This window comes from Actinomadura sp. K4S16 (genome assembly GCF_008327685.1).
Lineage (GTDB): Bacteria > Actinomycetota > Actinomycetes > Streptosporangiales > Streptosporangiaceae > Spirillospora.
Map to the genome: position 1 here is coordinate 162,829 of NZ_BDDE01000024.1, position 26,968 is coordinate 189,796.

The window sequence follows — 26,968 nt, forward strand, 5'->3', positions numbered from 1 at the left end:
GCGCCGTCCGTCCCCGACTGTCCGAGGGCGCGGATAGTTTCGGCTGTGTGAGGGATCGGTGGTCTCGTGAGCAGGTGCTCGGGCTCGCGCCCGACGCGGCGTCCGCCAAGGCGGCGGGCGGCGTCGCCAAGCCCGCCAAGTGGGCGCGCACGGGGTGCGACGACGAGGCGGTCTGGGGCGACTGCCAGGGCAGCGGCAAGTCCGTCTACCGGACGTGCGCCGACCTGACCGGCCCCGCGTTCCGGTGCACGTGCCCGAGCCGCAAGTTCCCGTGCAAGCACGCCTTGGCGCTGCTTCTCCTGTGGGCGGACGGCCTCATCCCGGCACCCCCCGCAAGTGACACAGCCCAGGTCGGGGTGCGGCCGGGGTGGGTGGCCGAGTGGATGGAGGACCGCCAGGAGCGGGCCGGCAGGACGGCCGGGCGGCGGGCGGCGTCGGCGGCCAAGGCCCGCGACCCGAGGACGGTGGAGCGGCGGGCCAGGCGGGTCGACGACGGGCTCGCCGAGCTCGACCAGTGGCTCCGCGACCAGGTCGCGCACGGCCTCGCCCAGGCGGAGAAGGCCCCCTACCGGCTGTGGGACGACGCGGCGCGGCGCCTGGTCGACGCGCAGGCGGGGGCGCTCGCGGGCCAGGTCAGGGGCCTCGCCGCGATCCCGCGCCGGCCGGGCTGGCCCGGCCGGCTGCTGGAGGAGTACGCGCTGCTGCGGCTGCTCGTGCGTGCCTACCAGCGGCAGGAGGAGCTGCCCGAGGGGCTGCGCGCGACCGTCCGCTCGCGGGTGGGGTTCACCGTCCCGCAGGAGGACGTGCTGTCCGGCGGGGAGCGCGTCCGGGACGTGTGGTCGGTGACGGGGTCGCGCGACACCGCGCAGGAGCTGCTCACGACGCGGCGGGTGTGGCTGCGCGGGAGCCGGACAGGTCGGCCCGCGCTCGTGCTGTCCTTCGCCGCGCCGGGCACCACCCTCGACACCTCGCTCGTCGTGGGTACGCAGGTCGATGCGGAGCTGGCCTTCTATCCGGGCGCGCAGCCGCTGCGGGCGCTGGTCGCCGAGCGGCACGGGGCGGCCGTGCCTGGCACGCCCGCGGGGACGTCGGTCCGGGGGTTCCTGGACGAGCACGCCGCGGCCGTCGCGCTCGACCCGTGGCTGGACCGCTGGCCCGCGACGCTGGAGAGGGTCCGCCTGGCGCGCACCGAAGGAGGAGAACTGCACGTCGTCGACGACGCCGGTGACGCGCTGCCGCTCCGGATCGGCGAGCCGTGGCGCCTGCTCGCCCTGTCGGGGGGCGGGCCGGTCACGCTGGCCGGGGAGTGGCGCCCGCTGGGCCTGCGCCCGCTGGCCGCCTGGCACGAGGACGAGGGGACGGTGATCCTGTGACGGCGTGGGACGAGCACGTCACCGCCGCGCTGCTCGGCACCGAGCGCCGCGACCCGCCCGCCCTGGCGGAGGCGCCCGGCGACGGCGGCGAGGGCGCCGGCAAGGCGGGGCGGCTGCTCGACCAGGCGGCGCTGCTGGCCGTCCGGCGGCGGGCGGGCCTGGTCCCGTCGGGCGCGGGCCCCGAGCCCGTGGCGTCGGCCCCGGTGGAGGACGCCCCGGCGGTGCCGAGGGCGGCCGCGGCGCGGCTGCGGCGGATCCTCGGCGGCGAGCAGATCCGGGTGCTGCCCGAATGGCTGGACGCGGCGGCCGCCCGGGGCCTGCGGGTGCCCGCCCAGGCGCTGCCCGACCTGCTGGAGCGGGGGCGCAGCGACCGGATGCTGCGGCCGTCGATCGCGCGGGCGTGCGGGAGGCGCGGGGTGTGGCTGGCCCTCCAGAACACCGACTGGGCCTACCTGGTGGGGTCGGGCGACGATCCGGGCGGCGGCCCCGAGGTGTGGGAGACCGGCACCCGCAACCGGCGGGTCGCCTATCTGACCGGGCTCCGCGAGACCGACCCCGAGCGCGCGCGGGAACTCCTCCTGGAGACATGGGCCAAGGAGCCCGCGCCCGATCGTGCCGCGTTCATCGCCACGTTCGCGCATGGGCTGTCCCTCGACGACGAGGAGTTCCTCGAGACGGCCTTGGACGACCGCGGGAAGGACGTCCGGCAGATCGCGTCCGACCTGCTGGCCCGCTTGCCGGGTTCGGCGTACGGGGAGCGCATGGCGGCGCGCGCACGGGCCTGCCTGACAGCCGAGGAGCGCACGGTCGGGGGCCGCAGGCAGACGTGGATCCGGGTGGAGCCGCCGCACGACCACGACGAGGGCATGGCGCGCGACGGCGTCCCGTTCCATCCGAGCGGGTCGTTCGCGCCGCGCGGCGGCGGCGCGCCGGTCGGGACGCGGGCCGCGTGGCTGCGCGAGATCCTGGCCCGCACCCCGCTGGTCACCTGGGCGGAGCTGTTCGGGCTGCCGCCCATGGAGATCGTGTGCCTGCCCGTCTCCGAGTCCGACGGGCGGGACGTCCGCATCGGCTGGGCGCGCGCCGCCCTGGGCCAGCGCGACACCGAGTGGGCGCGGGCCCTGCTCAGGGGCGGCGTCATGGCGGACGAGCCGGAGGAGCTCGCCGACCTGCTGTCCGTCCTGCCCGGCCCGGAGCGCGACCCGGCGGCGGTCGACCTGCTCCGCTGGGTGGAGGGGCGGTCGGGCCCGCTGCGGGTCCTCGAACGGGTGCCCGGGCCGTGGGCCGGGCCGCTCGCCGCGGCGGTGGTCGAGACGCTGGCCGCGTCCGCCGAGCGGCTCACCCGCCGCGACGAACTGCTGATCACGCAGCTGTGCCGGCTCGCCGACCAGCGGCTCGACCCGGCCGCCGCGGCCCGCCTGGCGGGCCTCGGACCGGCCGCCCCGCAGGCCGTCACCGACCTGATCGCGACCCTGCGTTTCCGCGACGAGATGCTGAAGGAGCTTGACCAGTGACCGAAGAGGCAGGCCCGGTCGGGGGCGCGTCCCCCGCGCCGACCGCGGACGCCGTGCTGCGCCCGCACGCCGAGCAGGAGCACGCCGGCGAGCTGGCGCGGCTGGCCGAGCACGACGACCGGCCGCGGCCGCCCGGCTGGCGGCTGTCGCCCTGGGCGGTCACCACGTACCTGCTCGGCGGCGAACTGCCGGACGGCACGCTGATCAGCCCGAAGTACGTGGGCCCGCGGCGGCTGATGGAGGTCGCGGTGGCGACGCTCGCGACCGACCGGGCGCTGCTGCTGCTCGGCGTCCCCGGCACGGCGAAGACCTGGGTGTCGGAGCATCTCGCCGCCGCGGTCAGCGGCGACTCCACGCTGCTCGTGCAGGGGACGGCGGGCACGGCGGAGGAGGCGATCCGCTACGGCTGGAACTACGCGCGGCTGCTCGCCGAGGGCCCCTCGGAGCGGGCGCTGGTGGAGAGCCCGCTGATGCGCGCGATGCGGCGCGGCGCGGTCGCCCGCATCGAGGAGCTGACCCGGATGCCCTCCGACGTCCAGGACACCCTCATCACCGTCCTGTCGGAGAAGACGCTGCCGGTGCCGGAGCTGAACACCGAGGTGCAGGCGCGCAAGGGCTTCACGGTCATCGCGACCGCCAACGACCGCGACCGGGGCGTGAACGAGCTGTCCAGCGCGCTGCGCCGCCGGTTCAACACGGTCGTGCTGCCGCTGCCGGAGTCCGTCGAGGACGAGGTGGAGATCGTCGCGCGCCGCGTCGACCAGATCGGCGCCGGGCTGGAGCTGCCCGAGAGCCCGGCGGGCCTGGAGGAGATCCGGCGCGTCGTCACGGTGTTCCGGGAGCTGCGCTCCGGCGCCACGGCCGACGGGCGCACCAAGCTGAAGTCGCCCAGCGGGACGCTCAGCACCGCCGAGGCCATCTCGGTGATCACCAGCGGGCTGGCCCTGGCGGCGCACTTCGGCGACGGCGTGCTGCGCGCCGCCGACGTGGCGGGCGGGATCGTCGGCGCCGTCGTCCAGGACCCGGTGTCCGACCGCGTCGTGTGGCAGGAGTACCTGGAGGCGGTCGTCCGGGACCGCCCCGAGTGGCGCGACTTCTACCGCGCCTGCCGGGAGGTCTCTTGAGCGAGGTCGAAGTCTTCGGCATCCGGCACCACGGGCCGGGGTCGGCCCGCGCGCTGCGGGATGCGCTGGAGGACTTCAAGCCGGACGCGGTGCTGATCGAGGGGCCGCCCGAGGCCGACGCGATCGTGGAGCTGGCGGGCGAGGCCGGGATGGTGCCGCCGGTCGCGCTGCTCGCCTACTCCCCCGCCCCCGCCGACGGCGACCGCAGGGCCGCGTTCTGGCCGTTCGCCGAGTTCAGCCCCGAATGGCAGGCGATCAGGTACGGGCTGTCGGCGGGCGTCCCGGTCCGGTTCTGCGACCTGCCCGCCGCGAACCAGCTCGTCGCCGCGGAGGAGGAGCCGCCCGAGGAGGGGATCCGGCTCGACCCGCTCGGCTGGCTGGCGAAGGCCGCCGGGTACGACGACGCCGAGCGCTGGTGGGACGACGTGGTCGAGCACCGCCACGACGGCCCGTCGCCCTTCCCCGCCATCGGCGAGGCCATGGCGGAGCTGCGCGGCGGGCTCGAACCTCCCCCGCGGGAGGCGCAGCGCGAGGCCCACATGCGCCGGACGGTGCGCCGCGCCCTCAAGGAGGGGCTCGACCGGGTCGCGGTCGTGTGCGGGGCGTGGCACGTCCCCGCCCTGCGGGCCAGGGTCCCGGCGGCCCACGACGACAGGACGCTGCGCGGCCTGCCGAAGACGAAGGTCGCGATCACGTGGGTGCCGTGGACGCACGGGCGGCTCGCGGGGCGCTCCGGCTACGGCGCCGGCGTGCGCTCCCCCGGCTGGTACCACCACCTGTTCACGGCCCGCGACCGCCCGATCGAGCGCTGGCTGACCGCCGCCGCCCGCGTCCTGCGCGAGGAGGACCTGCACGTCTCCTCCGCGCACGTGATCGAGGCCGTCCGGCTCGCCGAGGCCCTCGCCGCGCTGCGCGGCCGCCCCCTCGCCGGGCTGGACGAGGTCACCGAGGCGACCCGGGCCGTCCTGTGCGAGGGCGCCGACCTGCCGGTCCGGCTCATCCAGGACCGGATGGTCGTCGGGGAGCGGCTCGGCGCCGTCCCGGAGCGGACCCCGATGGTGCCGCTCCAGCGCGACCTGCAGGCCGAGCAGCGGCGGCTCAGGCTGAGGCCGTCCGCGCTCGACAAGGAGCAGGACCTCGACCTCCGCAAGCCCACCGACCTGGAGCGCAGCCGCCTGCTGCACCGGCTCCGCCTGCTGGACGTGAACTGGGGCGTGCCGTCCGAGAGCCGCTCCAAGGGGACGTTCCGCGAGACGTGGACGCTGGCCTGGCGGCCCGAGTTCGACGTGGAGCTGATCGAGGCCGGCGCGTGGGGCACCACCGTGCGGGGCGCGAGCACCGCCCGCGCCAAGGCGGCCGCCGAGGACGCGACCGCCCTCGCCGACCTCACCGCCGTGGCCGAGCGCTGCCTGCTCGCCGACCTCGGCGAGGCGCTCCCCGCGGTCATGCGCGCCCTCGCCGACCGCGCCGCGGTGGACGCCGACGTCGCGCACCTGATGGCGGCGATGCCCGCGCTCGTCCGCGCGCTGCGCTACGGCGACGTCCGCGGCACCTCCACCGGCCCGCTGCGCACGGCGCTGGACGGCCTCGTCGTCCGCGTCTGCGTCGGCCTCCCGCCCGCGATCACCGGCCTGGACGACGACGCCGCCCGCGAGTTCCTCGGGCACGTCGACGCCGTCCACGGCGCCCTGTCCCTGCTCGCCGACGAGGGCCACATCGAGCGCTGGCGCCGCACCCTGGAGGGCCTGCTCGGCCGCCCGGACACCCTGCACGGCCTCATCGAGGGCCGCCTGACCCGCCTCCTGCTCGACGCCGGGCGGCTGCACGACGTCCCCGACCGGATGGCGCGCGCGGTGTCCGTCGGCGCCGCGCCCGACCGCGCCGCCGCGTGGGTCGAGGGCTTCCTCGCCGGCGGCGGGCTCGTCCTCATGCACGACGAGGCGCTCCTGCGGCTCGTCGACGAGTGGATCTCCGGGCTGCCCGCCGACTCGTTCACCGACGTCCTCCCCCTGCTGCGCCGCACCTTCGGCGCCTATCCCGCCGCCGAGCGCCGGGCCATCGGCGAGCGGCTCCGCCGCCGCGGCGCCGCTCCCGCCGGGCGGGCCGGGCCGGCGGAGGAGGACGTGGACGCGGCGCGGGCCGCGCCGGCGGCCGCAACGGCCCTGCGGATCCTCGGATGGGAGAGGCCCTCGTGAGCGACGAGACCGTGACCGACGAGCACGTGAGCGGCGAGAGCGCGGACGACCGGCTGCGGCGCTGGCGGCTGGTCCTCGGCGGCGACCAGGCCGACGGGACCGGGGCGACGCTGGCCGGGGACGACGTCCGCATGGACGGGGCGCTGGAGCGGCTCTACGGGGCCGGCGGCGGCGAGGGGCGGCCCAGGCCGGGGCGGCGCGGCGCCGGGCTCGGCGACTCGGCGCCTTCGGTGGCCCGGTGGCTCGGCGACATCCGCGCGTACTTCCCGTCGAGCGTCGTGCGGGTGATGCAGAAGGACGCGATCGAGCGCCTCGACCTCACCCGGCTGCTGCTGGAGCCGGAGATGCTGGACGCCGTCGAGCCGGACGTCCACCTCGTCGGGACCCTGCTGTCGCTGAACCGGGTGCTGCCCGACAAGGCGCGGGAGTCGGCGCGGGCGGTGGTCCGCAAGGTCGTCCGCGACCTGGAGCGGCGGCTCGCGCAGAAGACGCGCTCGGCCGTCGGCGGGGCCCTGGACCGGTCCGCGCGGGTGCTGCGCCCGAGGCGGCTCGCCGACGTCGACTGGGACCGCACGATCCGCGCGAACCTGCGCCACTATCTGCCCGAGCAGGGGACGCTCGTGCCGGAGCGGCTGATCGGGTACGGCAGGCGGCGGCAGGCCGTCAAGCGGGACGTGGTGCTCGCGATCGACCAGAGCGGGTCGATGGCGGCCTCGGTGGTGTACGCGAGCGTGTTCGGGGCGGTGCTGGCGTCGATGCGGTCGCTGCGCACGTCGCTGGTGGTGTTCGACACCAGCGTGGTCGACCTCACCGACCAGCTCCACGACCCGGTCGAGGTGCTGTTCGGCACGCAGCTCGGCGGCGGCACCGACATCAACCGGGCCGTCGCGTACTGCCAGGGGCTGGTGACGCGGCCGGCCGAGACGATCCTCGTGCTGGTCAGCGACCTGTACGAGGGCGGGATCCGCGACGAGATGCTGCAGCGGGTCGCGACCCTGACGGCGGCGGGCGTGCAGGTCGTCGTGCTGCTCGCCCTGTCGGACGAGGGCGCGCCCGCCTACGACCACGACAACGCGGCGGCGCTGGCCGCGATGGGCGTCCCGGCGTTCGCGTGCACGCCGGACGCCTTCCCCGGCCTGATGGCCGCGGCCATCGAACGGCGCGACCTCGGGGAGTGGTCCGAGCGCGCCGCGGGAGACCGGTGACGGCGTCAGCGGGAGGGGCGGGACAGGCCGCGCGCCAGTAGGACCACCACGACGGCGGTCAGGGCGGCGTGGCCCGCCAGCGCGGACGGCTGGATCTGGACGAGCGCGCCCCAGGCCGCCCACATCGCGACGCGGGCGACGCGGGCGGCCATCACCGTCCACGCCGCGGGACGGCTGCCGCGCCACGCCAGGATCACCCCGACCAGGGTGACCACCGCGACGACGGCGAACGACGAGGCCACCACGGGCAGCAGGCCGCCCCGGTGGCCCTCGCTGAGGGACGGCCGGGCGATCAGGATCGCGAGGGCGGCGACGTCCAGGGCGGCGAGCAGCCCGGCGAGGAGCAGGCCGGTCACGACCGCCGGACCGCGCCGCAGCCGCCGCGGCCCCGCCTGCGCGGCGGACGCCGGCGGGCCCGGAGCGGGCGCGGGCGGGATCGGACCCGGCGGAGTCGGCGCGGGCGCGGTCGGAGTCGGGGCGTGCGGGGTGGGCGCGTGCGGGGTGGGCGCGTGCGGGGTGGGCGCAGGCGGTGGCGGCGTCCGGGGCCCCGGCGCCTGGACGAACGCGCCGCCGGCCGGTTCCGGCGCGGGGACGGCGTCGGGCGCGGGCCTCGGCGCCGGGGCCGTCGGCGGGGCGAGGCGCTCGGTGGGGATCTCCAGCCGGGCGTGCCTCTCGCTCTCGCCGAGCAGCCAGAGCAGGACGTCCTCGGAGGTGGGGCGGGCCTGCGGGTCCTTGGCGAGGCACGCGGCGGCGACCTCGGCGAGCGGGCCGGGCAGGGCGCCGAGGTCGGGCGTCTCGTGCAGGATCCGGTACATCACCGCGGGCAGCGGGCCGCCCGCGAACGGGTCGCGGCCGGTGGCGGCGAACAGCAGGGTGCTCGCCCACGAGAACAGGTCGGCGGACGGCCCGACCCGCCCGGTGAACTGCTCGGGGGCCATGTAGGCGGGCGTGCCGACGACCTGGCTCGTCATGGTCGCGCCCGCGTCGAACGCGCGGGCGATCCCGAAGTCGATCACCCGCGGCCCGTCCGGGCCCATCAGCACGTTCTGCGGCTTGAGGTCGCGGTGCACGACGTTCGCGCGGTGGATGGCCGACAGCGCCGTCACCGAACTGATCGCGAGCCGGTCGAGGGCGGCGCCGGTGCGCGGCCCCTCGTCGCGGACGAGGGCGCGCAGCGACGGCCCCGGCACGTACTCGCTGACGATGTAGGGGCGGTCGCCCGCCACGTCGGCGGCGAGCATCTGCGCGGTGCAGAACCCGGCGACCCGCTCCAGCACCGCCAGCTCGCGGACGAACCGCTCTCGCGCGTTCGCGTCCCCGACGAGCTGGGCGTGCAGGAGCTTGACGGCGACGCGGGAGGGCCCGGGGCCCGGCGCCGCGGGCCTGCCGAGGTACACCACCCCCTGGCCGCCGGCGCCGATCCGGCCGAGCAGCTCCCAGCCGCCGAGCCGGGTGGGATCGGCCGCCGTGAGGGGAACCGGACCCGCCATTCGCACCCCCGCGAAAAAAATCGAGCATTCCTGCGGGCACAAAACCGCTCCGCCCGGCATCGAAGAGTATAGGTTCGGCGAACCCGAGGCGGGGGAAGAGGATGCTGGAGATTCGTTCGACAATTGCGCGGCCCGGGGCCCGCGCCCGGTCGCTGGCGGGGGCCGTCGCGGCCCTCGTGGCGGCGGCGGGCGCGCTGTCCGGGTGCGGGGACGCCGGCGCGACCATCACGCGGCTGACGGTGGGATCGCCCGGTCCCGAGCCGTACACGCTGGTGGCCGGCACCGACCGGAGCGACGTGAAGGCGCGGCCGCAGGCAGGCGGCACGAGGGAGGGGGACGCACCGGGACTCTACGGCGGGACGCGCCGGGCCTCGACCTGCGACCGGGCCAGACTGGCCGCGTTCCTGCAGGCCAACCCGGAGAAGGCGCGGGCGTGGGCGCAGGTGCAGGGCATCGCGGCGAGCGACATCCCGCGGTACGTGTCGCGGCTGACGCCGGTGCTGCTGCGCACCGACACGCTGGTCACCAACCACGGGTACTCCGAGGGCCGGGCGACGAGCGGCCCCGCCGTCCTGCAGGCCGGAATGGGCGTTCTGGTCAATGGTTACGGTGTGCCCACGGTGAAGTGCAATTGCGGCAATCCCCTCACTCCGCCCGACAAAAAGATCTCTACCCGGAACGCGGCGTACAGTGGCCGGTCCTGGCCGGGATTCGAGAAGGGGAATGTCACCCGGATCCGGCCGCGGGATTCCCGGGAAGGGACGATCACCACTTTCGTCCTGGTCGACCCGGAGGCCACGATGGGGTTCGAGCGGCCCCGCGCCACCGAGGGCAAGGCGGACGGGCCCCCGACCGCGCTGCCGGTGACGGAGACGGTGGCCGCGCCGAGCGACTCGCCCGCGCCGTCCGGCTCGGGCCTGGAGTCGCCGGGCACCGAGTCGCCGGGCACCGAGTCGCCCGGCACGGGGACTCCCGGCACGGAGACGCCCGGGCCGCAGACGCCGAGGACGGAGCCGCCCGGGCCGGAGACGCCGGAGCCCGGGCCCTCGACCCCGGGCGCGGGCGTGACCACGCAGGCCCCGGGTACGGGCGCCGGGGGGATGGAGACGCCGGGCGAGGGCGGGCACGGACCGGTGTCCCTGCCGCCGTCGGAGGAGCCCGCTCCCGTGACCTCCTGACCCTGGTGCGCTATCTTTGCTCATATGAGCAGTGCTTCAGATGTCATCGCCCCGGACGCCTGCGCCGTCCGGGTGGTCGACGCCGCGAAGGTCGCCGCCGTCTCGGCGTCCCTGCCGGACGGGGACACGATCACCGAGCTGGCGCAGGTGTTCGGGCTGCTGTCCGACCCCGGACGGCTGCGGGTGATCACCGCGCTGCTCGAAGGAGGGGAGATGTGCGTGTGCGACATCGCGGCGGCCTGCGGGCACTCGGAGTCCGCGGTCTCGCACGCCCTGCGCCTGCTGCGCGCCAACCGCGTGGTCCGGGTCCGCCGCGCCGGCCGGATGGCCTACTACCGGCTGGCCGACTCGCACGTCCGGCTGCTGCTCGATCTCGCCCTCACCCACGTCGGCCACGGGGAGGAAGGCACATGATCGGGGACCGTGAGGACGCGCCCGGCAAGCGGGGGCACGAAGGGCACGGCCACGGGCACGGGCACGGCCACGGGCACGCCGTCTCGGCGGGGGCCGACCGGCGGCTGCTGACCGGCGCGCTGGCGCTGATCGTCGCCTACATGTCGGGCGAGGTGGTCATCGGCCTGCTCGCCGGGTCGCTGGCGCTGATCACCGACGCCGCGCACATGATGACCGACGCGTTCGCGATCGCGCTGGCGCTGGTCGCGATGCGCATCGCCGCGCGCCCGCCGAAGGGCGGGTACACCTTCGGCCTGCGCCGCGCCGAGATCCTGTCCGCGCAGCTCAACGGCCTGACGCTGATCCTGCTCACCGTCTACTTCGTGTACGAGGGCGTCCGGCGGCTGATCGAGCCGCCCGCCGTGGAGGGGCAGTTCGTCTTCTGGACGGCCCTCGCGGGCATCGCCGTCAACGTCGCGGCGACCGTGCTGATCAGCCGGGCCGACCGGCGCAGCCTGAACGTCGAGGGCGCGTTCCAGCACATCCTGAACGACCTGTTCGCGTTCGTCGCCACCGCGGTCGCGGGCCTGGTCGTGTGGACGACCGGCTTCGCCCGCGCGGACGCGATCGCCTCGCTGGTGGTGGCCGCGCTGATGCTCAAGGCCGGGTACCGGCTGCTGCGGGACGCGGGCCGGGTGCTCATGGAGGCCGCGCCCGCCGGCGTCGACCCGTCCGAGCTCGGCGCCCGGCTCGCGGGGCGCCCGTGCGTGGAGGAGGTCCACGACCTGCACGTGTGGGAGGTCAGCTCGGGCTACCCGGCGCTGTCGGCGCACGTGCTCGTCGACACGCAGGGCGACTGCCACGCCGTCCGCCGCGACCTCCAGGAGCTGCTGCGCGACGCCTACGGGATCACGCACACGACGCTGGAGGTCGACCACGTGGACGAGCCCGCCGGCGGCGGGCACGGCCACTGCGACGACGCGCACGGCCCCCGCCATATGGCGGAGGCCGACGAGCCCCACGAGCACGCGGGCACCACCCCGTGCGACCACTAGCCGCGCGGTCGCGAGGGCCGGTCGGCCGCGGGGCCCAGTGGTCGCCGAGCCCTCGGGAAGCGCAGGGCCTACCGCCGGCGGGCCCCGCGGCCGGGGTGATCGGCCGGCCGGCGGGGCCCGGTGGTCAGCGGCGGGTGCAGGGGGCGCCGTTGAGGGTGAAGGCGGTCGGAGGCGGGTTCGTCCCGGCGCTCGATCCGTTGAAGCCGATCGTCACCGAGTCTCCCGGCCGGATCGTCCGGTTCCAGTCGAGATTGCGTGCGGTGACGTCCGGGCCCTTCTGCGCCCAGGCGGCGTTCCAGCCCTGGGTGACGCGCTGGTCCGCGGTGAACGAGAAGCCCAGCGTCCAGCCCGAGACGGGCGAGGCGCCGGTGTTCGCGACGGTGACCTGCGCGGTGAAGCCGCTCCCCCACTGGCTCTGCACCGTGTAGCCGACCTCGCACGCCGACGCGGCCGGGCCGTCGTCCGCGGGGATCTCGACCAGCGTGATCGAGGACGCCGGGAACGTCGAGGTGAAGCCGTCCGCGCCCACGGCCACGTCCGGGGCCCGGACGATCGCGGACTGGTCCGCGCCGCTGTACCGGTAGACGCGTCCGGCTGCGGAACCCGACCGCCCGGCGATCGAGACCGTGCTGGTGAGGTCGTCGGTGAGCGACTTGTTCACGATCATCAGGGTGAGCGCCTTGTCGGACGAGCGCTCCGCCGCGTACACCGCGAGCCTGCCCTGGTCGGCACTCGACGCGCGGACGGACGTCTCGCCGAACGAGGCCCCAGCGCCGTCGTAGTTCCGGTACATGCGGAAGGCGTAGGCGCCCGGGTCGGACGTGCCCGGCGGCGCCCACAGCGTCGCCAGGTCGAGGCCCTCGCGCCCGAAGATCCCGAGTACGTCGGCCTGGGCCAGCGCCCCGTTCAGGTGCCCGAGCGCGCCCCAGTTGTACTCGGTGATCGCCAGCTTGGTGCCCGGGTAGTTCTGCTCGACGAGGTCCCGCATCCGGGGGATGAAGTTGATCGGCTGGTTGATCCAGCTCTCGTCGGTGTAGGAGGGGTCCCACAGCTGCCGGGTCGAGCGCAGCCGCAGCTCCTGGGTCGCCGCGTCGCCGGGGTCGGTGGAGGACACCCCGGCCTGCTGCGGGTAGATGTGCTCGTCGAAGTAGTCGAGGATGCGGGTGCCGTGCTCCTCCTCGTAGGCCTTCATCTGCCGGAGGTACCAGTCCGCGAACGGGAGGCCGCCGTGCGCCGCCCGGTCCGGCGGGTCGGACCAGCAGTCGCCGCCCTCCCGGTCGCAGGTCTGCTTGTCCAGGCCCGACAGGGTGAGCGACTGGAAGCCCCAGCCGACCGGCCCGAGCGTCTTCGCGCCCGGGTCGGCGGCCTTCACGGCGGAGGCGATCGCGTACGTCTGGCGGCGCATCTCGTCGTAGCCGGCGCCGTCCGGGTGGACGTCGCGGTGGGTCGCGTGCCAGAGGTCGGGCTCGTTGTCGAGGTCGTAGAAGCGCACGCCGCCGCCGTCCGCCCGGCCGTACTTGCCGGTCAGGTGGGACAGCCAGTCGGTGACGTACTCGGGGCCCGCCGGGACGCTGGTGTCCGCGGGGTCGTTGCCGGTGACGTTCGTGCCGTCCGGCTTCACGCCGTTGCCGCAGTCGGGCCGCCACTGGGTGTCGGCGCCCTGCTGCGGCCCGTACTTGGCGATGCCGAACCCGCAGGTGTAGTCGCGGCCCTTCGGCGTCCAGCCGATGAGCGGGACGGTGAGGAGCGTGTCGGTGCCGGTCCGGCGGTCCTGCTCGGTGAACTGGTCGGTCTCGGACCCGTCGGGGAGCTTCGCGGGGTCCGGGGCCGGGCCGGGCACGTTCTCGAAGTACCAGTCCGAGCCCCGGTTGGTCTCGTCGTAGAGGTAGTTGTAGCGGCTCGTGGCGTTGCCGCCCCACCGCCGGACGGGGAGCCGCAGTTCCTTGGCGAGGGCCTCGTCGGCGAAGTTCATCCCGTAGACGTAGGGGCTGATCGCGTGCCGGGACGCGGACGGGTCGACGGTCAGCGCGGGGCCGTCCGCGGCCTGCGCCGGGGGCGCCGCCCACGGCAGGAGCGCGGCGGCCGCCACGGCGGCGAGCCAGGCCTTCCGGGTCATGTCACACCTCGCATGCCTTGTCGTTGACCTCGAATGCGGCGGGCGCACCGCTCGCCGCACCGGTCGCCTGGAACCCGACCGTGACGGAGGCGCCGGGCGCGAGGGAGGCGTTCCAGTCCAGGCTCTTGGCGGTGACCGCGGCGCCGCTTTGCGACCAGGTCGCGCTCCACCCCTGGGTGACCTTCTGGTCGCCGGGGAACGCGAACTCCAGCGTCCAGCCGTTCAGCGCCGAGGACCCGCCGTTGGTGATCGTGACCTGCGCTGTGAAGCCGCCCGACCAGCTGTTCTGCACCGTGTAGGCGACCTTGCAGGACGTCCCCGGCGTGCCCGGGTCACCGGGGTCGCCGCTCGGGTCCCCCGCGCCGAGCAGGTAGGGGTCGAGGTAGGACTGCTTGGCCGTGTTCACGGTCGTCCAGTCGTCGTTGAGGATGCCGCCGGTGTCGCCCGAGTTGGGGTTCCACGACCAGAAGGTGAAGGAGATCCCGCCGGTGCCCTTGCCGAGGTAGGCCATCAGGGTGCGCAGCCAGGTCTGGTCGCGCGGGTCCGAGAGGGTCGTCCCGAACTCGCCGAGCAGGACGGGCGCGACGTTGTTCTTGTACAGGTAGCCCCAGTTCTTGTCCCAGATCCCGGCCAGGTTGGACGGGAAGGACGGGTCGTCGAACCACGGCTGCGGGTACACCGAGGTGGCGTAGTCGTGGGCGGAGTAGACGAGCCGGTTCGGGACGTCCAGCCGCACCGGGTACTGCGCCGCGCCCTGCAGGTTGCCGCCCCACCAGTAGTTGTCGCCGCCGTGGTCGTTGACGCCCTCGACGATGATCAGCCAGTTCGGGTTGGCCGCGAGGATCGCGTTCCCGGCCCGCTCGGCGGCGAGGCGCCAGTCCCGCGTCTGGTCGCCGCAGCCCCAGCAGGCCGGCGAGTGCGGCTCGTTGTGCAGGTCGGCGCCGATGACCGTGGTGTCGCCCGCGTAGTGCCGGGCGAGCATCGTCCAGTCGGAGATCCAGCGCGACTCGGGGTAGGCGGCGGTGTACCAGAGCGCGGACTGGCCGCCGGAGTCCGGGCGGTGGCGGTCGAGGACGACCTTCAGCCCGATCCGCCCCGCGTAGGCGATGATCTTGTCGAGGATCTGCAGCCCGTTCAGGCCCTGCAGGTCGGGGTTCTTGGCGTAGTCGATGCTGTTCGGGCTGCTGCCGGAGTCGAACAGCTGGCTGCTGTAGGGCAGCCGCAGCGTGTTGTACTTCAGGCTCTTGATCTGGTCGAGCATGTCCTTGTAGCCGCGCGACCAGAGGCCGTGCGGGGCGTAGTTGGACGTCTCGGCGCCGAACCAGTTGATGCCCGTCATCCGCACCGGCTGCCCGTTCGCGTCGAGCAGCTGCCGGCCGCTGGTGTGCCAGTAGCCGGCGCCCGCCGCCTGCGCCGGGCGCGGCACGGCCTGGACTAGGGCCAGCGCCAGCAGCGCGGCCACGAGGATCGGGACGAGCCGGATCCGCCGGAGTCTCGCGGTCATGGTCGTTCTCATGCGGGGTCCTCGGTCGAGCCAGTGGGAGCGCTCCCAAAGTCGCGACCGGCGACCGGCCTGTCAAGGACGCGGCCGGGCGCCCCGCGGTGACCAGGCGTCCCGCGTGAAAACCCGTGAAACGGCGGCGCGCCTCTACGAGAGCCCGAACAGCTCGGCCGGGCCGCGCCAGCAGACCGACCGCAGCCAGTCGTCGCCGAGGTCGAGCGCGGCCAGCGACTCCAGCTGGTGCGCGTACTCGTAGGGGATGTTCGGGAAGTCGGTGCCGAGCAGAACGCGCCCCTCCAGGCCGAGGTCGCGCAGCCGGGGCAGCAGGGCGTCCGGGAACGGCGCCAGCGCGGCGAAGCGGGTGAAGATCATCGTCGTGTCGAGGTGGACGCGCTCGTAGGCGTCGGCCAGGGCGAAGAAGCCGTCGAACTCCGGCGCGCCCAGGTGGGCGACGATCGCGGTCAGGCCCGGGTGGCGGGCCAGGACCTCGCCGAACGGGCCGGGGCCGGTGTAGCCGTTGGCGACCGGCCCGGACCCGGCGTGCACGAGGGCGGGCACCCCGGCGTCGGCGAGCATCCCCCACACCGCGTCCAGTTCCTTGAGGCGCGGGTCGAAGCCGCCGACCTGGAGGTGGACCTTGAATACGCGGGCGCCCGCGTCCAGCGCGCGGCGCACGTACTCCTCGACCCCGGGCTCGGGGTAGAACGTCGCGGTCTGGATGCATTCGGGGACGCGGGCGGCGAACTGGGCGGTCCACTCGTTCAGCGACTCGGCCATGCCGGGCTTGTGCGGGTAGGTGAGCGAGGTGAACGCGCGGACGCCGAGCCCGCGCAGGAGGCCCAGCCGCTCCTGCTCGGAGTCGCGGTAGCGGATGGGCCACTCGGTGCCGATCAGCGGACCGGCCTCGTCGAAGTACCCCCACACCGCGCTCATCAGGCGCGGCGGCATGAAGTGGACGTGGACGTCGATGATGCCGGGCAGCCCGAGCGAGCGCCAGAACGTGGGGACAGCTGAATCAGAACGGGGTTCGGCCACGACCCGACCCTAGCCGCCGCTCAGGTGATCTCCGCGAGCAGGGCGGGCAGCGTGGCCCTCAGTTCGCGGCGCCAGTAGGGCCAGGTGTGGGTACCACGGTAGAAGTGCGTGGACACCGGGACGCCGAGCTTCCTCAGCTTGCCCGCGAACTCCCGCGAGACGGTGTGGGCGAGGGCCTCCAGCACGTCGCGGGGGGCGGCCTCCCGGGACGCCGGGCCGTGGTCGAAGGGGCCGGGGGTGCCGTCCCCCGCGCTCACGTGCACGCGGACGCCCGCCAGCCGGCCCGCGAGGTCGTACGGGTTGTGCTGCCGCCACACGACGCGCTGCGCCTCGGGGTCGCCCCACACGTCCGTCCAGTCGAGGGACGGAGCGCCGATCGCGACGCTCAACTCGACGAGGTCGGCGACGTCGAGCCCGGACGGGTCGCGGTGCAGCGTGTGGACCGGCCCGCTGAACGACGCGGCCGCCCGGAAAAGGCCGCGGTGCCTGGCCGCATACGCCAGCGCGCCGAGCCCGCCCATCGCGTTGCCCGCGACGGCGCGCTCGGCCCCGGCCCGGTATCCGCGCTCCAGGATCTGCCTGAGCTCGGCGAGATGGAAGGTCTCCCACTTCGGCGCCCCGCCGCCGCCGCGGTTCCACCAGTCGGTGTAGTTGCCGCACGGGCCGCCGTCCGGCATGACGACGATCACGTCGGCGTCCTCGGTCAGCTCCTCGATGTCGCTGTGCTCGCTCCACGCGGTGTGGCCGTCCCGGCCCGCGCCAGCTCCGTGCAGGAGCCAGAGCACCGGCCAGGTGCGGGAGGCGTCCCGTGACCAGCCCGGAGGCAGCAGGAGCCGGGCATGGGCGACGCTCTCCAGGACGGGCGAGCGGACCGCGAGGTCGAGGACGCGGCGGCGCGGGCGGCGCTCGCCGACCACGGCCGCGCCGTCGTCGGCGGGGGCGCCGGCCGGGGCCGTGCCGCCTGCCGCGATCGACGCGGTCAGCCCGGCGACCGCCGCGATGAGACCCGCACCCGCCAAGCCGCGCATCCACATGTCCACGCCCCGGTCTTCCAGAACTCGCCTTCTGTAAAGGTTCCCTCTGACGGGAATGTTTCAACGCTGTGTAATCGGTTTATAAAATGTCGGGCCGGGAGTTCCGGTCCACGTTCCTTGTAGGGTGACGCGGACGAAGGGGGCGACCGGCGGAGATGCGGAGCGTCCAGATGCGGAGCAAGGCGGAGCTGCAGGCGGCGATCGCGGACGGCGGACGCGCGGTGCTCGTGATCAACTCCCGCTCCCGGCGGGGCCGGCGGCTCTACGGCACGGCCCGCCGCCTGCTGCGCGAGGCGGGGCTGGAGTTCCCGCACGTGTTCCCGGTGACCGACCCCGCCCGGCTGCGGGAGCTGTTCGCCGACGTCCTCGCGCTGGAGCCCGACCTCGTGGTCGTCGGCGGCGGGGACGGCACGGTCGCCGAGGCGGTCGGGCACCTGGCGCACCGCGACATCGCGCTCGGCGTGCTGCCGCTCGGCACCACCAACAACTTCGCCCGCAGCCTGGAGCTGCCGCTCGACCTGCCGGGCGCGGTCGCGACCCTCGCCCTCGGCCGCCCGGAGGCCGGCAAGGTCGCCGACGTCGACGTCGGCTGGTTCGAGTCGACGGGCGACCCGCAGGGCGAGGGGCCGGGCGCCGACCGGGAGCACATCTTCGCCAACATGGTGAGCCTCGGCCTGTCGGTCGAGGTCGCCGAGCACGTCCCGCACACGCTCAAGCGCTTCATCGGGCGCCCGGCGTACGCGCTGACGGCGGCGCGGCTGCTGCCCCGGCACGAGGCGTTCACCGCCCGCATCACGATCGACGGCGAGACGCACGAGGTCGCTACGCACCAGCTCAACATCGCCAACGGCGCGCACCACAGCGGGCAGCGGATCGCCCGCGACGCCAGCCCGGACGACCGGCTCCTCGCCGTCTACCGGCTCGGCGACGAGCGGCGGCTGCGGCTGGCGTCGGCCACGGCCCGGCACGTCCTCACCGGCCCGTGGCGGTCCCTCGAGGACGACGCCTTCCTCACCACGGCGCACGTCGAGGTCGAGACCGACCCGCCGATGCAGGTGGACGTGGACGGCGAGGTCCGCGGCCGCACCCCGGTGTCGATCAAGCTGCGCGGCAACGCCCTGCGGGTGATCGTCCCGCAGTCGTTCGTCGACACGTGACCGGCCGGGAAACCCGCGCGGCCGGCCGCTACCGCGCCGTCGCCCCGGGCACCTCGCCGGGCCGGCCCGGCTCGCGCTCGTCGGCCATGACGTAGGCGCCCGCCTCCAGTCGCTCGATCAGGCCGAGCGTCCAGGCCGTGGCGGAGTCGGCGGAGTGGACCCACCAGCCGAGCAGCTCGCGCAGGTGGTCGGAGGGGTTCAGCTCGTCCAGGTGCGGGGCGACGGAGGCGCGCCAGCCGGCCAGGCCTTCGAGGCGCTCGCGCAGCAGGGCCAGCGCCTCGGCGCGCGGCAGTTCGGTGAGGAACCCGAGGCCCGCGGTGAGCATCTCCGGGTGCCGGACGTCGACCGCGGCGAGGGCGCAGCGCAGCAGCCGGTGGAACTCCTCCCGGCCGGCCTCGGTGATCTCGTAGTCGGTGTGCGGCGGCCCGGCCTCGCTCTCCTCCACCTCGTGGGCGTGCAGCAGGCCCTCCTTGGCCAGCTGCCTGAGCGCGTGGTAGATCGAGCCCGGGTTGACGTGGGCCCACTCGTCCGAGCCCCAGGAGAGCAGCTCGCGGCGGACCTCGTAGCCGTGCGCCCGCCCGAACCGCCGCACCCCGCCGAGCACCAGCAGCCGCGTCGTCGACATCCTCTCCCCCTGATCGCAAACCTGTTCAGGGTAGAGGGTCCCGCGCGCGCCGCGCGCGCGGGTCACCGCTTCAGGGCGTCGAGATCCTCTGGGGCGAGCGCCAGGTCCGCGGCGGCGACGTTCTCCTCCAGGTGGGCCGGGGAGCCGGTGCCGGGGATCGCGAGCATCACGGGCGAGAGCGCGAGCAGGCCCGCGAGGAGCACCTGCGGGACGGTGGCGCCGTGCCGGGCGGCGACCGCGTTCACGCGCGCGTCGTCCGGGATGCCGAACCCGCCGAGCGGGAAGTAGGGCGCGTAGGCGATCCGGTCGCGCTCGCAGGCGGCCAGCAGCTCGGTGTCCTGCGGGAGCGTCACGTCGAACCGGTTCTGGACGGCCGCGACGGGCGCGATCCGCCGCGCCTCCTCCAGCTGGGCATGGCTCACGTGGCTGAGCCCGAGGTGCCGGATCAGACCCTCCTCGCGGAGCCCGGCCAGGACGGCGAAGCGCTCCCCGACCGGCTCCTCCGACGGGGCCTCCAGGCCGCCGGGCCGCAGGTAGACGAGGTCGAGCCGGTCGAGCCCGAGCTCGGTGAGGTTGCGCTCCACCTCGGCGCGCAGCCCGGACGCCGGGACCTGCCCGGTCGGCATCGGGTCGCCCGGCCCCCGGTACGGCCCCACCTTCGTGGCGATGACGAGGCCGGGCGGGTAGGGGGCGAGCGCGGCGCGGATCATCTCGTTGGCCGCCAAGCCGTCCTGGTGGTAGTAGAACGCGGCCGTGTCGACGTGGTCCACGCCCAGCTCGACGGCCCGCTGGAGGATCTTGATCCCGGTGTCCCGGTCGTTCGGCGGCCCGCCGAGGGTGCTCACGGGCAGCCGCATCGCGCCGAAGCCCATCCGGGAGATCCGCAGATCGCCGCCGAGATCGAAGTGTCGTGTCATGCGGTCCACTGTGCTGCGCCCGCCCGCCGGGGGCGAACGGCTGGCAGCTTGCTGCCACGGCGGCGCGGCGCGGGCCGCGTGGCAGACTGGATCCGTGAGCGTCGACCTTGACCGGAACGTCGTGCTGCGCGGCGAGGCGGAGCTGGTCGAGCGCGCCGGACCGCTGTTCCTCGCGTGCGAGGAGTTCGCCTGCGCGGCGACCGACCAGAACACCTGGGCGCTGCCGGGCCTGCGGGAGCGGATCGTCGCCGAGCGGCGCCGGATCCGGCCCGCGCCCGCCGTCCGCAAGCTGTACACCCCGGCGGCCCTCGCCGACGAGGAGTCCGAGCGGCGGCTCCTGGAGGTCGCCGCCGCGGGGGTCCTCGTGCGGATCTGCCCGACGCCGCTCCCGCACGAGACGATCATTGTGGACCGCAGGGTCGCCATCCTCGCCGGACCGCCCGAGGGCGGCGTCCGCGAGTACACCGTCGTCCGGTCACCGGGCGTGGTGAAGGGCGTCGTCTCGCTGTACCAGGCGACGTGGGAGACGTCGACGGAGCTGGCCGACCACCGGCGCGGCCGGCCGCCCGCGCTGGGCGAGGAGAGCCTGCGCATCCTGCGGCTGCTCGCCGGCGGGCTGAAGGACGAGGCGGCCGCGCGGCGGCTCGGCATGTCGCTGCGCACCTACCGGCGCCGCGTCGCGGAGATCCTCGTCCTCCTGGACGCCGACTCCCGCTTCCAGGCGGGCCTGCGCGCCCACGAGTTCGGACTCATGCGGCGGTGAGATTGGGGGCGTGGGGGGCACCCCCCACAATGACTCGCCTGACCCCTCGGCCGGTCAGGCCCTCGGCCGGGCAGGGCCGCAGCCGGGCAGGGCTCAGCCGCCGACGAGCGGGACGAGCCTGATGAAGACCAGGTCGGGGTCGCCTGTGAGGTCGATCTCCTCGTCGAGGTCCTCGACCTGCCGGTCGCCGGCGAGCACGAAGAAGCCGTTGCCGAGGAAGGCCCGCTCGGCGATGTCGGCCTGCCGCTCCCAGTCGAGGCGGCGGGGCTCGCGGAGCCGGTAGCCGTTCAGCTCCGCCTCGGCGCCGTCCGGGCGGACCAGGCCGTTGAACCGGTCGGACGGGCGGGCGTTGTGCCGGGCGACCTCCTCGCGGACCCGGAGCCTGATCAGCTCCCGTACGGTCATCCGGTCGGGCAGCCCGGCCACCTGGAACCCGGCGACGGGCGCGCCCGCCGCCGTCTCGTCGCGGAAGGTCACCGCGGGCATCAGGCACCTCTCTTGATCTGCGCCAGGATGGACTCGTCCTCGATCGCACCGTCGGCGGCGAGGAGGAACGCCTTGCTGAGGATGAGGGAGAGCCGCTCGTCCTCGAACGGCAGGAAGACCTTGGCGCCCGTCTTGCGGCGCTCGGGAACGATGCAGAGGTACGTGTCGTCCGGTTCCATCGCGATGTTGGCCGAACCGAGGTGGATCCTGTAGGTGCGCAGGTCGCCGCGGACGACCAGGTGGCGGCCGTCGATCGTGCAGCGGTCGGCGATCTTCGTGCGCGGCAGGACGCGCTCCAGGGCGTCCCTGCGGGTCCGGGTCGACTCGGCCAGGTCGGCGTGCCACTCGCGCACCCAGTACTCGTGCGCCTCGCCGTCCTCCCACATGGGGTCGGCGGCGATGGAGGTGACGCCGACGAACAGGTCCACGTCCCGCATCGCCTCGCTGAACACCAGCGGGGGGACGTCGGCGAGCGCCGCCTCCCGCCAGCCGCCGCCGTCGGCGCGGCGGTCGAACATGACGCGGTTCGTGCCGGCGATCTCGTGCTCGCCCTGCCAGTCGGCCAGGACGTGGGAGAACCTGACCCGCCACTCCCCCGCCGCGAGCGTCCGGGCCGCCTCGTCGGAGCCTCCGCCGTCCCAGGGGCCGAGCAGCGCGCTCGTCCAGCCGCGGGCCCGGAAGAGCGCGAACATGCGCCGGTAGTGGACGAGGTGGGCCGCGAACCGGTTGGAGTACGTCCCAGTGCCCTCTTCCGCCGGGGTGAGCAGGTAGATCTCGCGGAACGCCTGCTTGAACGGCTGCCGGATCCGCCGGTCGACGAGCAGGTCGCGCCACGCGCGCACCTCGTCCGGCCGCGACCTGATCGGGTGCCACAGCCGGACGGCCGCGTCGTCGGCGGCATCGGGCATCTCGTCCGTCTCGGGCAGGATGGTGCGCCGGTCGCCGGGGGCGACCTCGATCTCCCAGAGGAGCACGCGTACCGTCGGCCCGGCGATCGGATGGAGCAGGAGCGTGTCGCGCCAGTGGCCGAACGGATGGACTGCGTCGACGGTGAATCCGGCCTCCAGCGCCCGTGCGAGCGTGACGAGCTGGGCGTTGACGCGCGCGACGAGGTCGCGGAGCTCCTTGAGCTCGTCCTTGTGGTCGCGGCGGGCGGCGGCGGGGACGCCTTTCAGGGCCTTGCCGTCCTTCTCGAAGGCCAGCTCGGCCTTGCCGGCGACAGTGACGACGGCGGTGTGGCCGCCGAGCTCCCGGCGCAGGACGCCGCCGGGCCCGAACCCGTGGTCGGGGAGGCGCAGCGCGACCTCGGTCCGCTCGGCGAGGGCGGCCTCGACCTTCTTGAGCATCTTGTCGAGCTGCTTGGGCACCCCGGCGTGCCGGACGTTCCGGCGGACGTTCCGGACGACGGTGACCAGCTCGGGCGTCGGGAACTCCTGCGCGGCCCGGACGATCTCGTAGAGCAGCGCCTGCGACGGCAGCGTCTTCGCCTGCGTCGGCGCCACGGAGATGTCGGGCAGGAGGCGGTCGAACAGGGCGGGCAGCCACGGCTCGTCACGCAGCAGCGCGATGCGCGCGGCGAGCCCGACGGCGGCGACCTCGTCCCCGGTGAACGCGCTGTCCGCGCGGAACGGGATCTCACCCTCCTGGACGGCGCGGGCGCGGGCGGCGGCGGCCTCCAGGGCCCGGCGGGCGAACTCGGCGCAGGCGGGGACGGCGGCGACCCGCTCCCACACCTCCGGCGGGACAGGCGGAGCGTTGAACGACCGGTTCTCGGCCACCTGGGCCAGCAGGACCCGTTCCACCGGGGCGAGGCGCAGGACGGCGTCCAGTTCATCGTGCACGATCGGCCCTTTCCAGACCTGGTGGAGGCGCCCGGCGACCGCGCGCAGGACGTCGTCGCCCGCGAGGCCGCCGATCGCGAGCAGCGCGAAGGGCTGGTCGAGGCGCTTGCGGCTCAGGAGGTACTCGACCAGCGTCCGGGCCGGGCCCGAGACGTCGGGCCAGGGCCCGGTGCAGCGGACCAGCGCGCCCGCACCGAGCTGGATGTCGGCCCACTTGCGCTGGGCCAGCCCGCCGACGAGCGCCTGGAACATCCGCTCGCACGCCTCCGGCGTGTAGCGCGGCTGCCTGTTCTTGGCCTCGTCCTCGATCCTGAGCCGGACGGACATCGACACGAACGGGGCCTCACGGCCCACCGCGTAGGCGGCGGGCACGAGAGCGCCGAGGTCCTGGTCGGACAGGACCGACAGGTCGGGATACCAGGTGCGGAACTCCTCGTCCTCCGGCGCCGGGTCGGTCATGGCGCGCAGCAGCCGCGCGGGCAGGTCCATCAGGCGCCCCTCTTGATCTGCCGGAGGACGGACTCGTCGGTGATCCGGTGGTCGGCGGCGAGCAGGAACGCGGTGCCGAGGATGCGCGTGAGCCGCTCGTCCTCGACCGGCAGGAACAGGCCCTTCTGCCGGGCCCGCCGGACCGGCTCGACCAGCAGCCGGTCGTTGCCCGGCTCCATCAGCACGCCGCCGGAGCCGAGGTGGACGCGGTAGGTGCGCAGCCCGCCGCGGACCACGAGGAACCGCCCGTCCACCGAGCAGCGGTCGGCGATCTTCGTGCCGGGCAGGACGCGGCGCAGCACGTCCCCGCGGATCTCGGCACTCGCGGACGGCTCGCCGAACGGGTCCTCGTCCGCGGCCGGGGCGGCGCGCAGGAACAGGTCGGCCTCCCGCATGCCCTCGCTGAACACCAGCGGCGGGACCTCCCGCGGCGGCACGTCCCGCCAGCGGCCGGCGATCCGCCGCTCGAACGCCACCCGCGCCGGCCCTCCCCCGCGGCCGACCCGCCACGCGCCCCCGGCGATGACGTGCCGCAGCCGCGCGTCGAGGCGGCCGCGGCGCAGGTCCGCCCCGGCGCCGGACGGGCCGGGGCGGTAGGTCTCGCGGAACGCCTGCCGGAACGACTGCGTCATCCGGTTGCCGGTCACGAAGGCCCGCCAGGCCCGGACGGCGCCCGGGAACGCCCGCGCCGGATGCCACAGCCGCACCCGCGCGCCGCGCGGCGGGACGGGCAGGGCGCGGCCGTCCACGGTGACCAGCACGTCCTCGCCCGGGGTGGCGGCGTGCCAGTGCCCGTCCGGCGTCTCGAACTCCCAGACCAGGCCGGACGCGACCGCGCCGGTGACCGGATGGTCGCGGTAGTGCCGGCACCACTGGCCGTACGGCCAGGTCCGCTCCAGCGCCATCAGCGCCTCGACCCGCGCCCGCTCGGCGGCCAGCGTCTCCCGGACCTGCTTCACCAAGGCCTTCGTCTCCTTGACCTGGGCGGCGAACGGCACCCTGAGCGCGCCCGGGACGGTCGGCAGCGGGCGGCCGTCCGCGCCGATGAAGGTGAGCCGCACGGTCAGCGGGTCGGTGATGGCGAGGACCGCCTGGTAGCCGCCGATGTCGCGGGCGAGCGAGCCGTCCCTGCCGAGGCCGTGCGCGGGCACGGCGGGCTCGTCGGGGCCGGACGGGCGGTCCAGGAGGGCGAGCGCGGCCGGCGGCGCGTGAAGGTCGTCGGACATGAGGTGATCTTTCCAGATGGAAGCTCCGGTTCCGGGGCGTTTCAGGTGATCACACCCCCGATCTGGCGGCGGATCGAGGCGTCGGTGATCTTGTGGTCGGCGGCCAGCAGGAACGCCTTGCTGAGGATGAGCGAGAGCCGCTCGTCCTCGAACGGCAGGTACAGCGTGCCGGGCGGCCGGCGGCCCTGGACGATGCACAGGTAGGCGCCGTCCGGTTCCATCAGCACGTTGGCGGACCCGAGATGGATCCGGTAGGTGCGCAGCTCGCCGCGCACCACCAGGTGGCGGCCGTCGAGGGCGCAGCGGCCGGCGATCCGCGTGCGCGGCAGGATGCGCTCCAGCGCGGCGCGGCGGACCTCGGCGCTCGCGGTCAGCGCGCCGAAGGCCGCCGCGCGCCGGTAGGCGGCGTGGCGGTCCTCGCCCCGGTCGGCCCAGTCCGGGTCGGCGGCGATGGAGGTGACGCCGACGAACAGGTCCACGTCCCGCATCGCCTCGCTGAACACCGGCGGCGGGACGTCGGCGAGCGGCGCCTCACACCAGCGCCGGCCGTGCCTGCGCTCGAAGCGGACCTGGTCGGTCGCGGCGTGCTCGACCGTCCAGTCGCCGCCGTCGTCGACCGGCTCGTGGTAGAAGCACGCCCGCCATTCGCCGCCGCCGAACTCGCCGCGCGCCTCGCCGTTGTAGCCGCCGTCGTGCGGGCCGAGGAAATTGGCCTGCCAGCCCCTCTCCTTGAACAGGGCGTACAGCCGCCGGTAGTGGACGATGTGCGCCGCGTACCGGTTGGAGTAGGTCGCGGTCTCCTCTTCCGCGGGGGTGAGGAGGTAGATCTCGCGGAACGCCTGCTTGAACGGCTGCCGGATCTCCTCCTCGACGACGCGCTCCCGCCATGCCCGCACCTCGTCCACGGCCGCCCGGATGGGATGCCAGAGCCGCACCCGCGCGGCACCGCCGCCGGCGGCGCCGGAACCGACCGGCAGGGACGCGCGCCAGACGCCGTCCTCGCCCTGGAACTCCCAGATGAGGCCGCGGACGACGGCGCCGGTGATCGGGTGGTCGCGGTAGTGCTCGCACCATTCGGCGTAGGGCCAGACGCGGTCCTCGGACATGAGGCCCTCGACGCGCGCCCGCTCGCTCGACAGCGTCGCCCGCACCTCCTTGGCGAGCGCCTTGAGCCGCCTCAGCTCCTCGGGGAAGCCGTCCTTGACCGCGGCCGGGGCCGTCCGGGAGGCGCGGCCGTCCGCGCCGGTGAAGGTCATCCGGACGGTCGCCGCGCCTTCGACCGCGACGCGCGCCCGGTGGCCGCCGAGCGTCCGCTCCACCGCGCCGTCCGGGCCCAGGCCGTGGGCGGGGACGGTGCGCTCGACGAGCTGCGCCCGCGTGATGCCCTGCCGCTCGGCCGCCGCCTGGAGCGCCGTGTCGAGCTGCTTGCGCAGCGCGCGGTCCCTGATCGGCGCGCGGAGCCGCCACAGCGCCTCCAGCGCGCGCGGATCGTCGATCGCGCCCAGCGCGTTGATCGCGGCGCCCGCGACCTTGAGATCCCTGACGACGTCGCCGGACACGCTCGCGCGCAGGGCGAGCGAGCGCAGGCGAAGCACGGCCTCCGCGCCGCCGGTGAGGGCCCCCGCCCAGACGATTCCGCGCGCGACGTCCCCATGGTGCGGTTCGACCAGGTGGTGGTACCAGCAGGACCGGTCGGTGCCCGGGGCGTCGTCGTGGGGGCAGTACGGCGCGTCCTCGGCGAGGGCGCGGAGGCACTCGGCGACGTCCTCGCGCGCGGCCGCCTCGTCCATGAGGGCGACGCACGCGCGGTGCCACTTCAGCGTGGGGCGCGGCGCCGAAAGGCTCGCCAGGTGCCGGACGAACCGGGCCAGCTCGGCCGACGGCGCCGCCCGCGCACGCTCCCGGAGCGGGGCGGCCCACGTGCCGTGGACGGGGAGCACCCCTTCGGGCAGGTACGCCTCGTCCACGATCGCCAGCAGCGCCTGGAGGCGGCGGTCGACCCGCTGCCGGTACCCGATCGGGACGTCGGCCCGCGCGAAGCTGCCCTCGACCCGCTTCAGCAGCGGCGCCAGCCCGCGCAGAGCCCCGGCGTCGAGGCGCTCGGCGGCGGGGAGGACTTCTTGGAGGAGCAGGGCGAACCGGTAGCCGTCCTCCCCGGACTCGCAGGCGCGCGCCAGCAGCGCCTGGACCGTTTCGAGGCCGTCGCGCGTGCGCGCTTCCGTGGCGGGGGTGGCGTCGGGCATGCCGGGAT

The 26,968-nt window shown here is 75.1% G+C and carries 21 protein-coding genes; 10 read left to right on the forward strand and 11 right to left on the reverse strand.

What is annotated here, in order from left to right; translation table 11 throughout:
• The first annotated feature begins 47 nt into the window (after positions 1-47).
• The 5 genes from K4S16_RS36665 to K4S16_RS36685 are packed head-to-tail and all read left to right on the forward strand — an operon-like array spanning position 48 to position 7,411.
• Positions 48-1,373: an SWIM zinc finger family protein gene (locus K4S16_RS36665; protein ID WP_149263670.1), complete on the forward strand. Its 1,326-nt coding sequence runs from the start codon at positions 48-50 to the stop codon at positions 1,371-1,373.
• On the forward strand, positions 1,370-2,887 hold the full coding sequence (locus tag K4S16_RS36670) for a DUF5691 domain-containing protein (protein ID WP_149263671.1): 1,518 nt from the start codon (positions 1,370-1,372) through the stop codon (positions 2,885-2,887). Before K4S16_RS36665 ends, K4S16_RS36670 begins: the two co-directional genes overlap by 4 nt.
• On the forward strand, positions 2,884-4,011 hold the full coding sequence (locus tag K4S16_RS36675) for an AAA family ATPase (RefSeq protein ID WP_149263672.1): 1,128 nt from the start codon (positions 2,884-2,886) through the stop codon (positions 4,009-4,011). The genes K4S16_RS36670 and K4S16_RS36675 overlap by 4 nt, the downstream gene beginning before the upstream one ends.
• The gene (locus K4S16_RS36680) at positions 4,008-6,206 is read left to right on the forward strand and encodes a DUF5682 family protein (protein ID WP_235037308.1); all 2,199 of its coding nucleotides are present in this window, start codon (positions 4,008-4,010) and stop codon (positions 6,204-6,206) included. The genes K4S16_RS36675 and K4S16_RS36680 overlap by 4 nt, the downstream gene beginning before the upstream one ends.
• Positions 6,188-7,411: a VWA domain-containing protein gene (locus K4S16_RS36685; RefSeq protein WP_149263673.1), complete on the forward strand. Its 1,224-nt coding sequence runs from the start codon at positions 6,188-6,190 to the stop codon at positions 7,409-7,411. Before K4S16_RS36680 ends, K4S16_RS36685 begins: the two co-directional genes overlap by 19 nt.
• Before the next feature lie 5 nt (positions 7,412-7,416).
• Here K4S16_RS36685 and K4S16_RS46095 read toward each other — a convergent pair whose 3' ends face one another.
• The gene (locus tag K4S16_RS46095) at positions 7,417-8,901 is read right to left on the reverse strand and encodes a serine/threonine-protein kinase (protein WP_235037309.1); all 1,485 of its coding nucleotides are present in this window, start codon (positions 8,899-8,901) and stop codon (positions 7,417-7,419) included.
• 101 nt (positions 8,902-9,002) lie between these two features.
• Between K4S16_RS46095 and K4S16_RS36695 the strand changes: the two genes are divergently transcribed.
• From K4S16_RS36695 to K4S16_RS36705, 3 genes are read left to right on the forward strand one after another with little or no spacing between them, the layout of a single operon-like run.
• Positions 9,003-10,079, forward strand: coding sequence for a DUF6777 domain-containing protein (locus tag K4S16_RS36695; protein WP_149263674.1), 1,077 nt, complete (start codon positions 9,003-9,005; stop codon positions 10,077-10,079).
• Between the two features lie 24 nt (positions 10,080-10,103).
• Positions 10,104-10,493, forward strand: a complete 390-nt coding sequence (locus tag K4S16_RS36700; protein WP_149263675.1) for a helix-turn-helix transcriptional regulator — start codon at positions 10,104-10,106, stop codon at positions 10,491-10,493.
• Positions 10,490-11,527, forward strand: coding sequence for a cation diffusion facilitator family transporter (locus K4S16_RS36705; protein ID WP_149263676.1), 1,038 nt, complete (start codon positions 10,490-10,492; stop codon positions 11,525-11,527). The genes K4S16_RS36700 and K4S16_RS36705 overlap by 4 nt, the downstream gene beginning before the upstream one ends.
• A 124-nt stretch (positions 11,528-11,651) precedes the next feature.
• On the opposite strand, the gene K4S16_RS36710 is transcribed toward K4S16_RS36705, so the two are convergent.
• From K4S16_RS36710 to K4S16_RS36725, 4 genes are all read right to left on the reverse strand, one after another.
• On the reverse strand, positions 11,652-13,643 hold the full coding sequence (locus tag K4S16_RS36710) for a glycoside hydrolase family 44 protein (protein ID WP_149263677.1): 1,992 nt from the start codon (positions 13,641-13,643) through the stop codon (positions 11,652-11,654).
• 1 nt (position 13,644) lies between these two features.
• On the reverse strand, positions 13,645-15,147 hold the full coding sequence (locus K4S16_RS36715) for a cellulase family glycosylhydrolase (RefSeq protein WP_149263678.1): 1,503 nt from the start codon (positions 15,145-15,147) through the stop codon (positions 13,645-13,647).
• A 144-nt stretch (positions 15,148-15,291) separates the two neighbouring features.
• Positions 15,292-16,179: an amidohydrolase family protein gene (locus K4S16_RS36720; RefSeq protein ID WP_149263679.1), complete on the reverse strand. Its 888-nt coding sequence runs from the start codon at positions 16,177-16,179 to the stop codon at positions 15,292-15,294.
• Positions 16,180-16,199: 20 nt separating this feature from the next.
• Complete coding sequence (locus K4S16_RS36725; protein WP_200842322.1) at positions 16,200-17,198, reverse strand: alpha/beta hydrolase family protein; 999 nt, start codon at positions 17,196-17,198, stop codon at positions 16,200-16,202.
• Positions 17,199-17,383: 185 nt separating this feature from the next.
• Between K4S16_RS36725 and K4S16_RS36730 the strand changes: the two genes are divergently transcribed.
• Positions 17,384-18,370: a diacylglycerol kinase family protein gene (locus K4S16_RS36730; protein ID WP_149263680.1), complete on the forward strand. Its 987-nt coding sequence runs from the start codon at positions 17,384-17,386 to the stop codon at positions 18,368-18,370.
• 28 nt (positions 18,371-18,398) lie between these two features.
• Here K4S16_RS36730 and K4S16_RS36735 read toward each other — a convergent pair whose 3' ends face one another.
• Both K4S16_RS36735 and K4S16_RS36740 read right to left on the reverse strand, forming a co-directional pair.
• Entirely contained in the window at positions 18,399-18,995 is a 597-nt protein-coding gene (locus K4S16_RS36735; RefSeq protein ID WP_149263681.1) for a PadR family transcriptional regulator, read from the reverse strand.
• 62 nt (positions 18,996-19,057) lie between these two features.
• The gene (locus K4S16_RS36740; RefSeq protein ID WP_149263682.1) at positions 19,058-19,912 is read right to left on the reverse strand and encodes an aldo/keto reductase; all 855 of its coding nucleotides are present in this window, start codon (positions 19,910-19,912) and stop codon (positions 19,058-19,060) included.
• 94 nt (positions 19,913-20,006) lie between these two features.
• On the opposite strand from K4S16_RS36740, the gene K4S16_RS36745 reads away from it, so the two are divergent.
• Entirely contained in the window at positions 20,007-20,675 is a 669-nt protein-coding gene (locus K4S16_RS36745) for a response regulator transcription factor (protein WP_149263683.1), read from the forward strand.
• A gap of 93 nt (positions 20,676-20,768) precedes the next feature.
• Here the strand turns inward: K4S16_RS36745 and K4S16_RS36750 are convergent, their stop codons facing one another.
• From K4S16_RS36750 to K4S16_RS36765, 4 genes are read right to left on the reverse strand one after another with little or no spacing between them, the layout of a single operon-like run.
• Positions 20,769-21,161 (reverse strand): hypothetical protein, encoded by a 393-nt coding sequence (locus K4S16_RS36750; RefSeq protein WP_149263684.1) that lies wholly within the window; start codon positions 21,159-21,161, stop codon positions 20,769-20,771.
• On the reverse strand, positions 21,161-23,491 hold the full coding sequence (locus K4S16_RS36755) for a DUF4132 domain-containing protein (protein WP_149263685.1): 2,331 nt from the start codon (positions 23,489-23,491) through the stop codon (positions 21,161-21,163). Before K4S16_RS36755 ends, K4S16_RS36750 begins: the two co-directional genes overlap by 1 nt.
• Positions 23,491-24,717, reverse strand: a complete 1,227-nt coding sequence (locus K4S16_RS36760) for a DUF4132 domain-containing protein (RefSeq protein WP_149263686.1) — start codon at positions 24,715-24,717, stop codon at positions 23,491-23,493. The genes K4S16_RS36755 and K4S16_RS36760 overlap by 1 nt, the downstream gene beginning before the upstream one ends.
• Before the next feature lie 41 nt (positions 24,718-24,758).
• Positions 24,759-26,960, reverse strand: a complete 2,202-nt coding sequence (locus K4S16_RS36765; protein ID WP_149263687.1) for a DUF4132 domain-containing protein — start codon at positions 26,958-26,960, stop codon at positions 24,759-24,761.
• Between the last annotated feature and the right edge of the window lie 8 nt (positions 26,961-26,968).

Excerpts from the sequence above, each read along its gene's own strand:
- K4S16_RS36685 (WP_149263673.1), top strand. The coding sequence starts at position 6,188 with ATGGGAGAGGCCCTCGTGAGCGACGAGACCGTGACCGACGAGCACGTG.
- K4S16_RS46095 (WP_235037309.1), bottom strand. The coding sequence starts at position 8,901 with ATGGCGGGTCCGGTTCCCCTCACGGCGGCCGATCCCACCCGGCTCGGC.
- K4S16_RS36695 (WP_149263674.1), top strand. The coding sequence starts at position 9,003 with ATGCTGGAGATTCGTTCGACAATTGCGCGGCCCGGGGCCCGCGCCCGG.
- K4S16_RS36700 (WP_149263675.1), top strand. The coding sequence starts at position 10,104 with ATGAGCAGTGCTTCAGATGTCATCGCCCCGGACGCCTGCGCCGTCCGG.
- K4S16_RS36705 (WP_149263676.1), top strand. The coding sequence starts at position 10,490 with ATGATCGGGGACCGTGAGGACGCGCCCGGCAAGCGGGGGCACGAAGGG.
- K4S16_RS36710 (WP_149263677.1), bottom strand. The coding sequence starts at position 13,643 with ATGACCCGGAAGGCCTGGCTCGCCGCCGTGGCGGCCGCCGCGCTCCTG.
- K4S16_RS36715 (WP_149263678.1), bottom strand. The coding sequence starts at position 15,147 with ATGACCGCGAGACTCCGGCGGATCCGGCTCGTCCCGATCCTCGTGGCC.
- K4S16_RS36730 (WP_149263680.1), top strand. The coding sequence starts at position 17,384 with ATGCGGAGCAAGGCGGAGCTGCAGGCGGCGATCGCGGACGGCGGACGC.
- K4S16_RS36735 (WP_149263681.1), bottom strand. The coding sequence starts at position 18,995 with ATGTCGACGACGCGGCTGCTGGTGCTCGGCGGGGTGCGGCGGTTCGGG.
- K4S16_RS36740 (WP_149263682.1), bottom strand. The coding sequence starts at position 19,912 with ATGACACGACACTTCGATCTCGGCGGCGATCTGCGGATCTCCCGGATG.
- K4S16_RS36750 (WP_149263684.1), bottom strand. The coding sequence starts at position 21,161 with ATGCCCGCGGTGACCTTCCGCGACGAGACGGCGGCGGGCGCGCCCGTC.
- K4S16_RS36755 (WP_149263685.1), bottom strand. The coding sequence starts at position 23,491 with ATGGACCTGCCCGCGCGGCTGCTGCGCGCCATGACCGACCCGGCGCCG.
- K4S16_RS36760 (WP_149263686.1), bottom strand. The coding sequence starts at position 24,717 with ATGTCCGACGACCTTCACGCGCCGCCGGCCGCGCTCGCCCTCCTGGAC.
- K4S16_RS36765 (WP_149263687.1), bottom strand. The coding sequence starts at position 26,960 with ATGCCCGACGCCACCCCCGCCACGGAAGCGCGCACGCGCGACGGCCTC.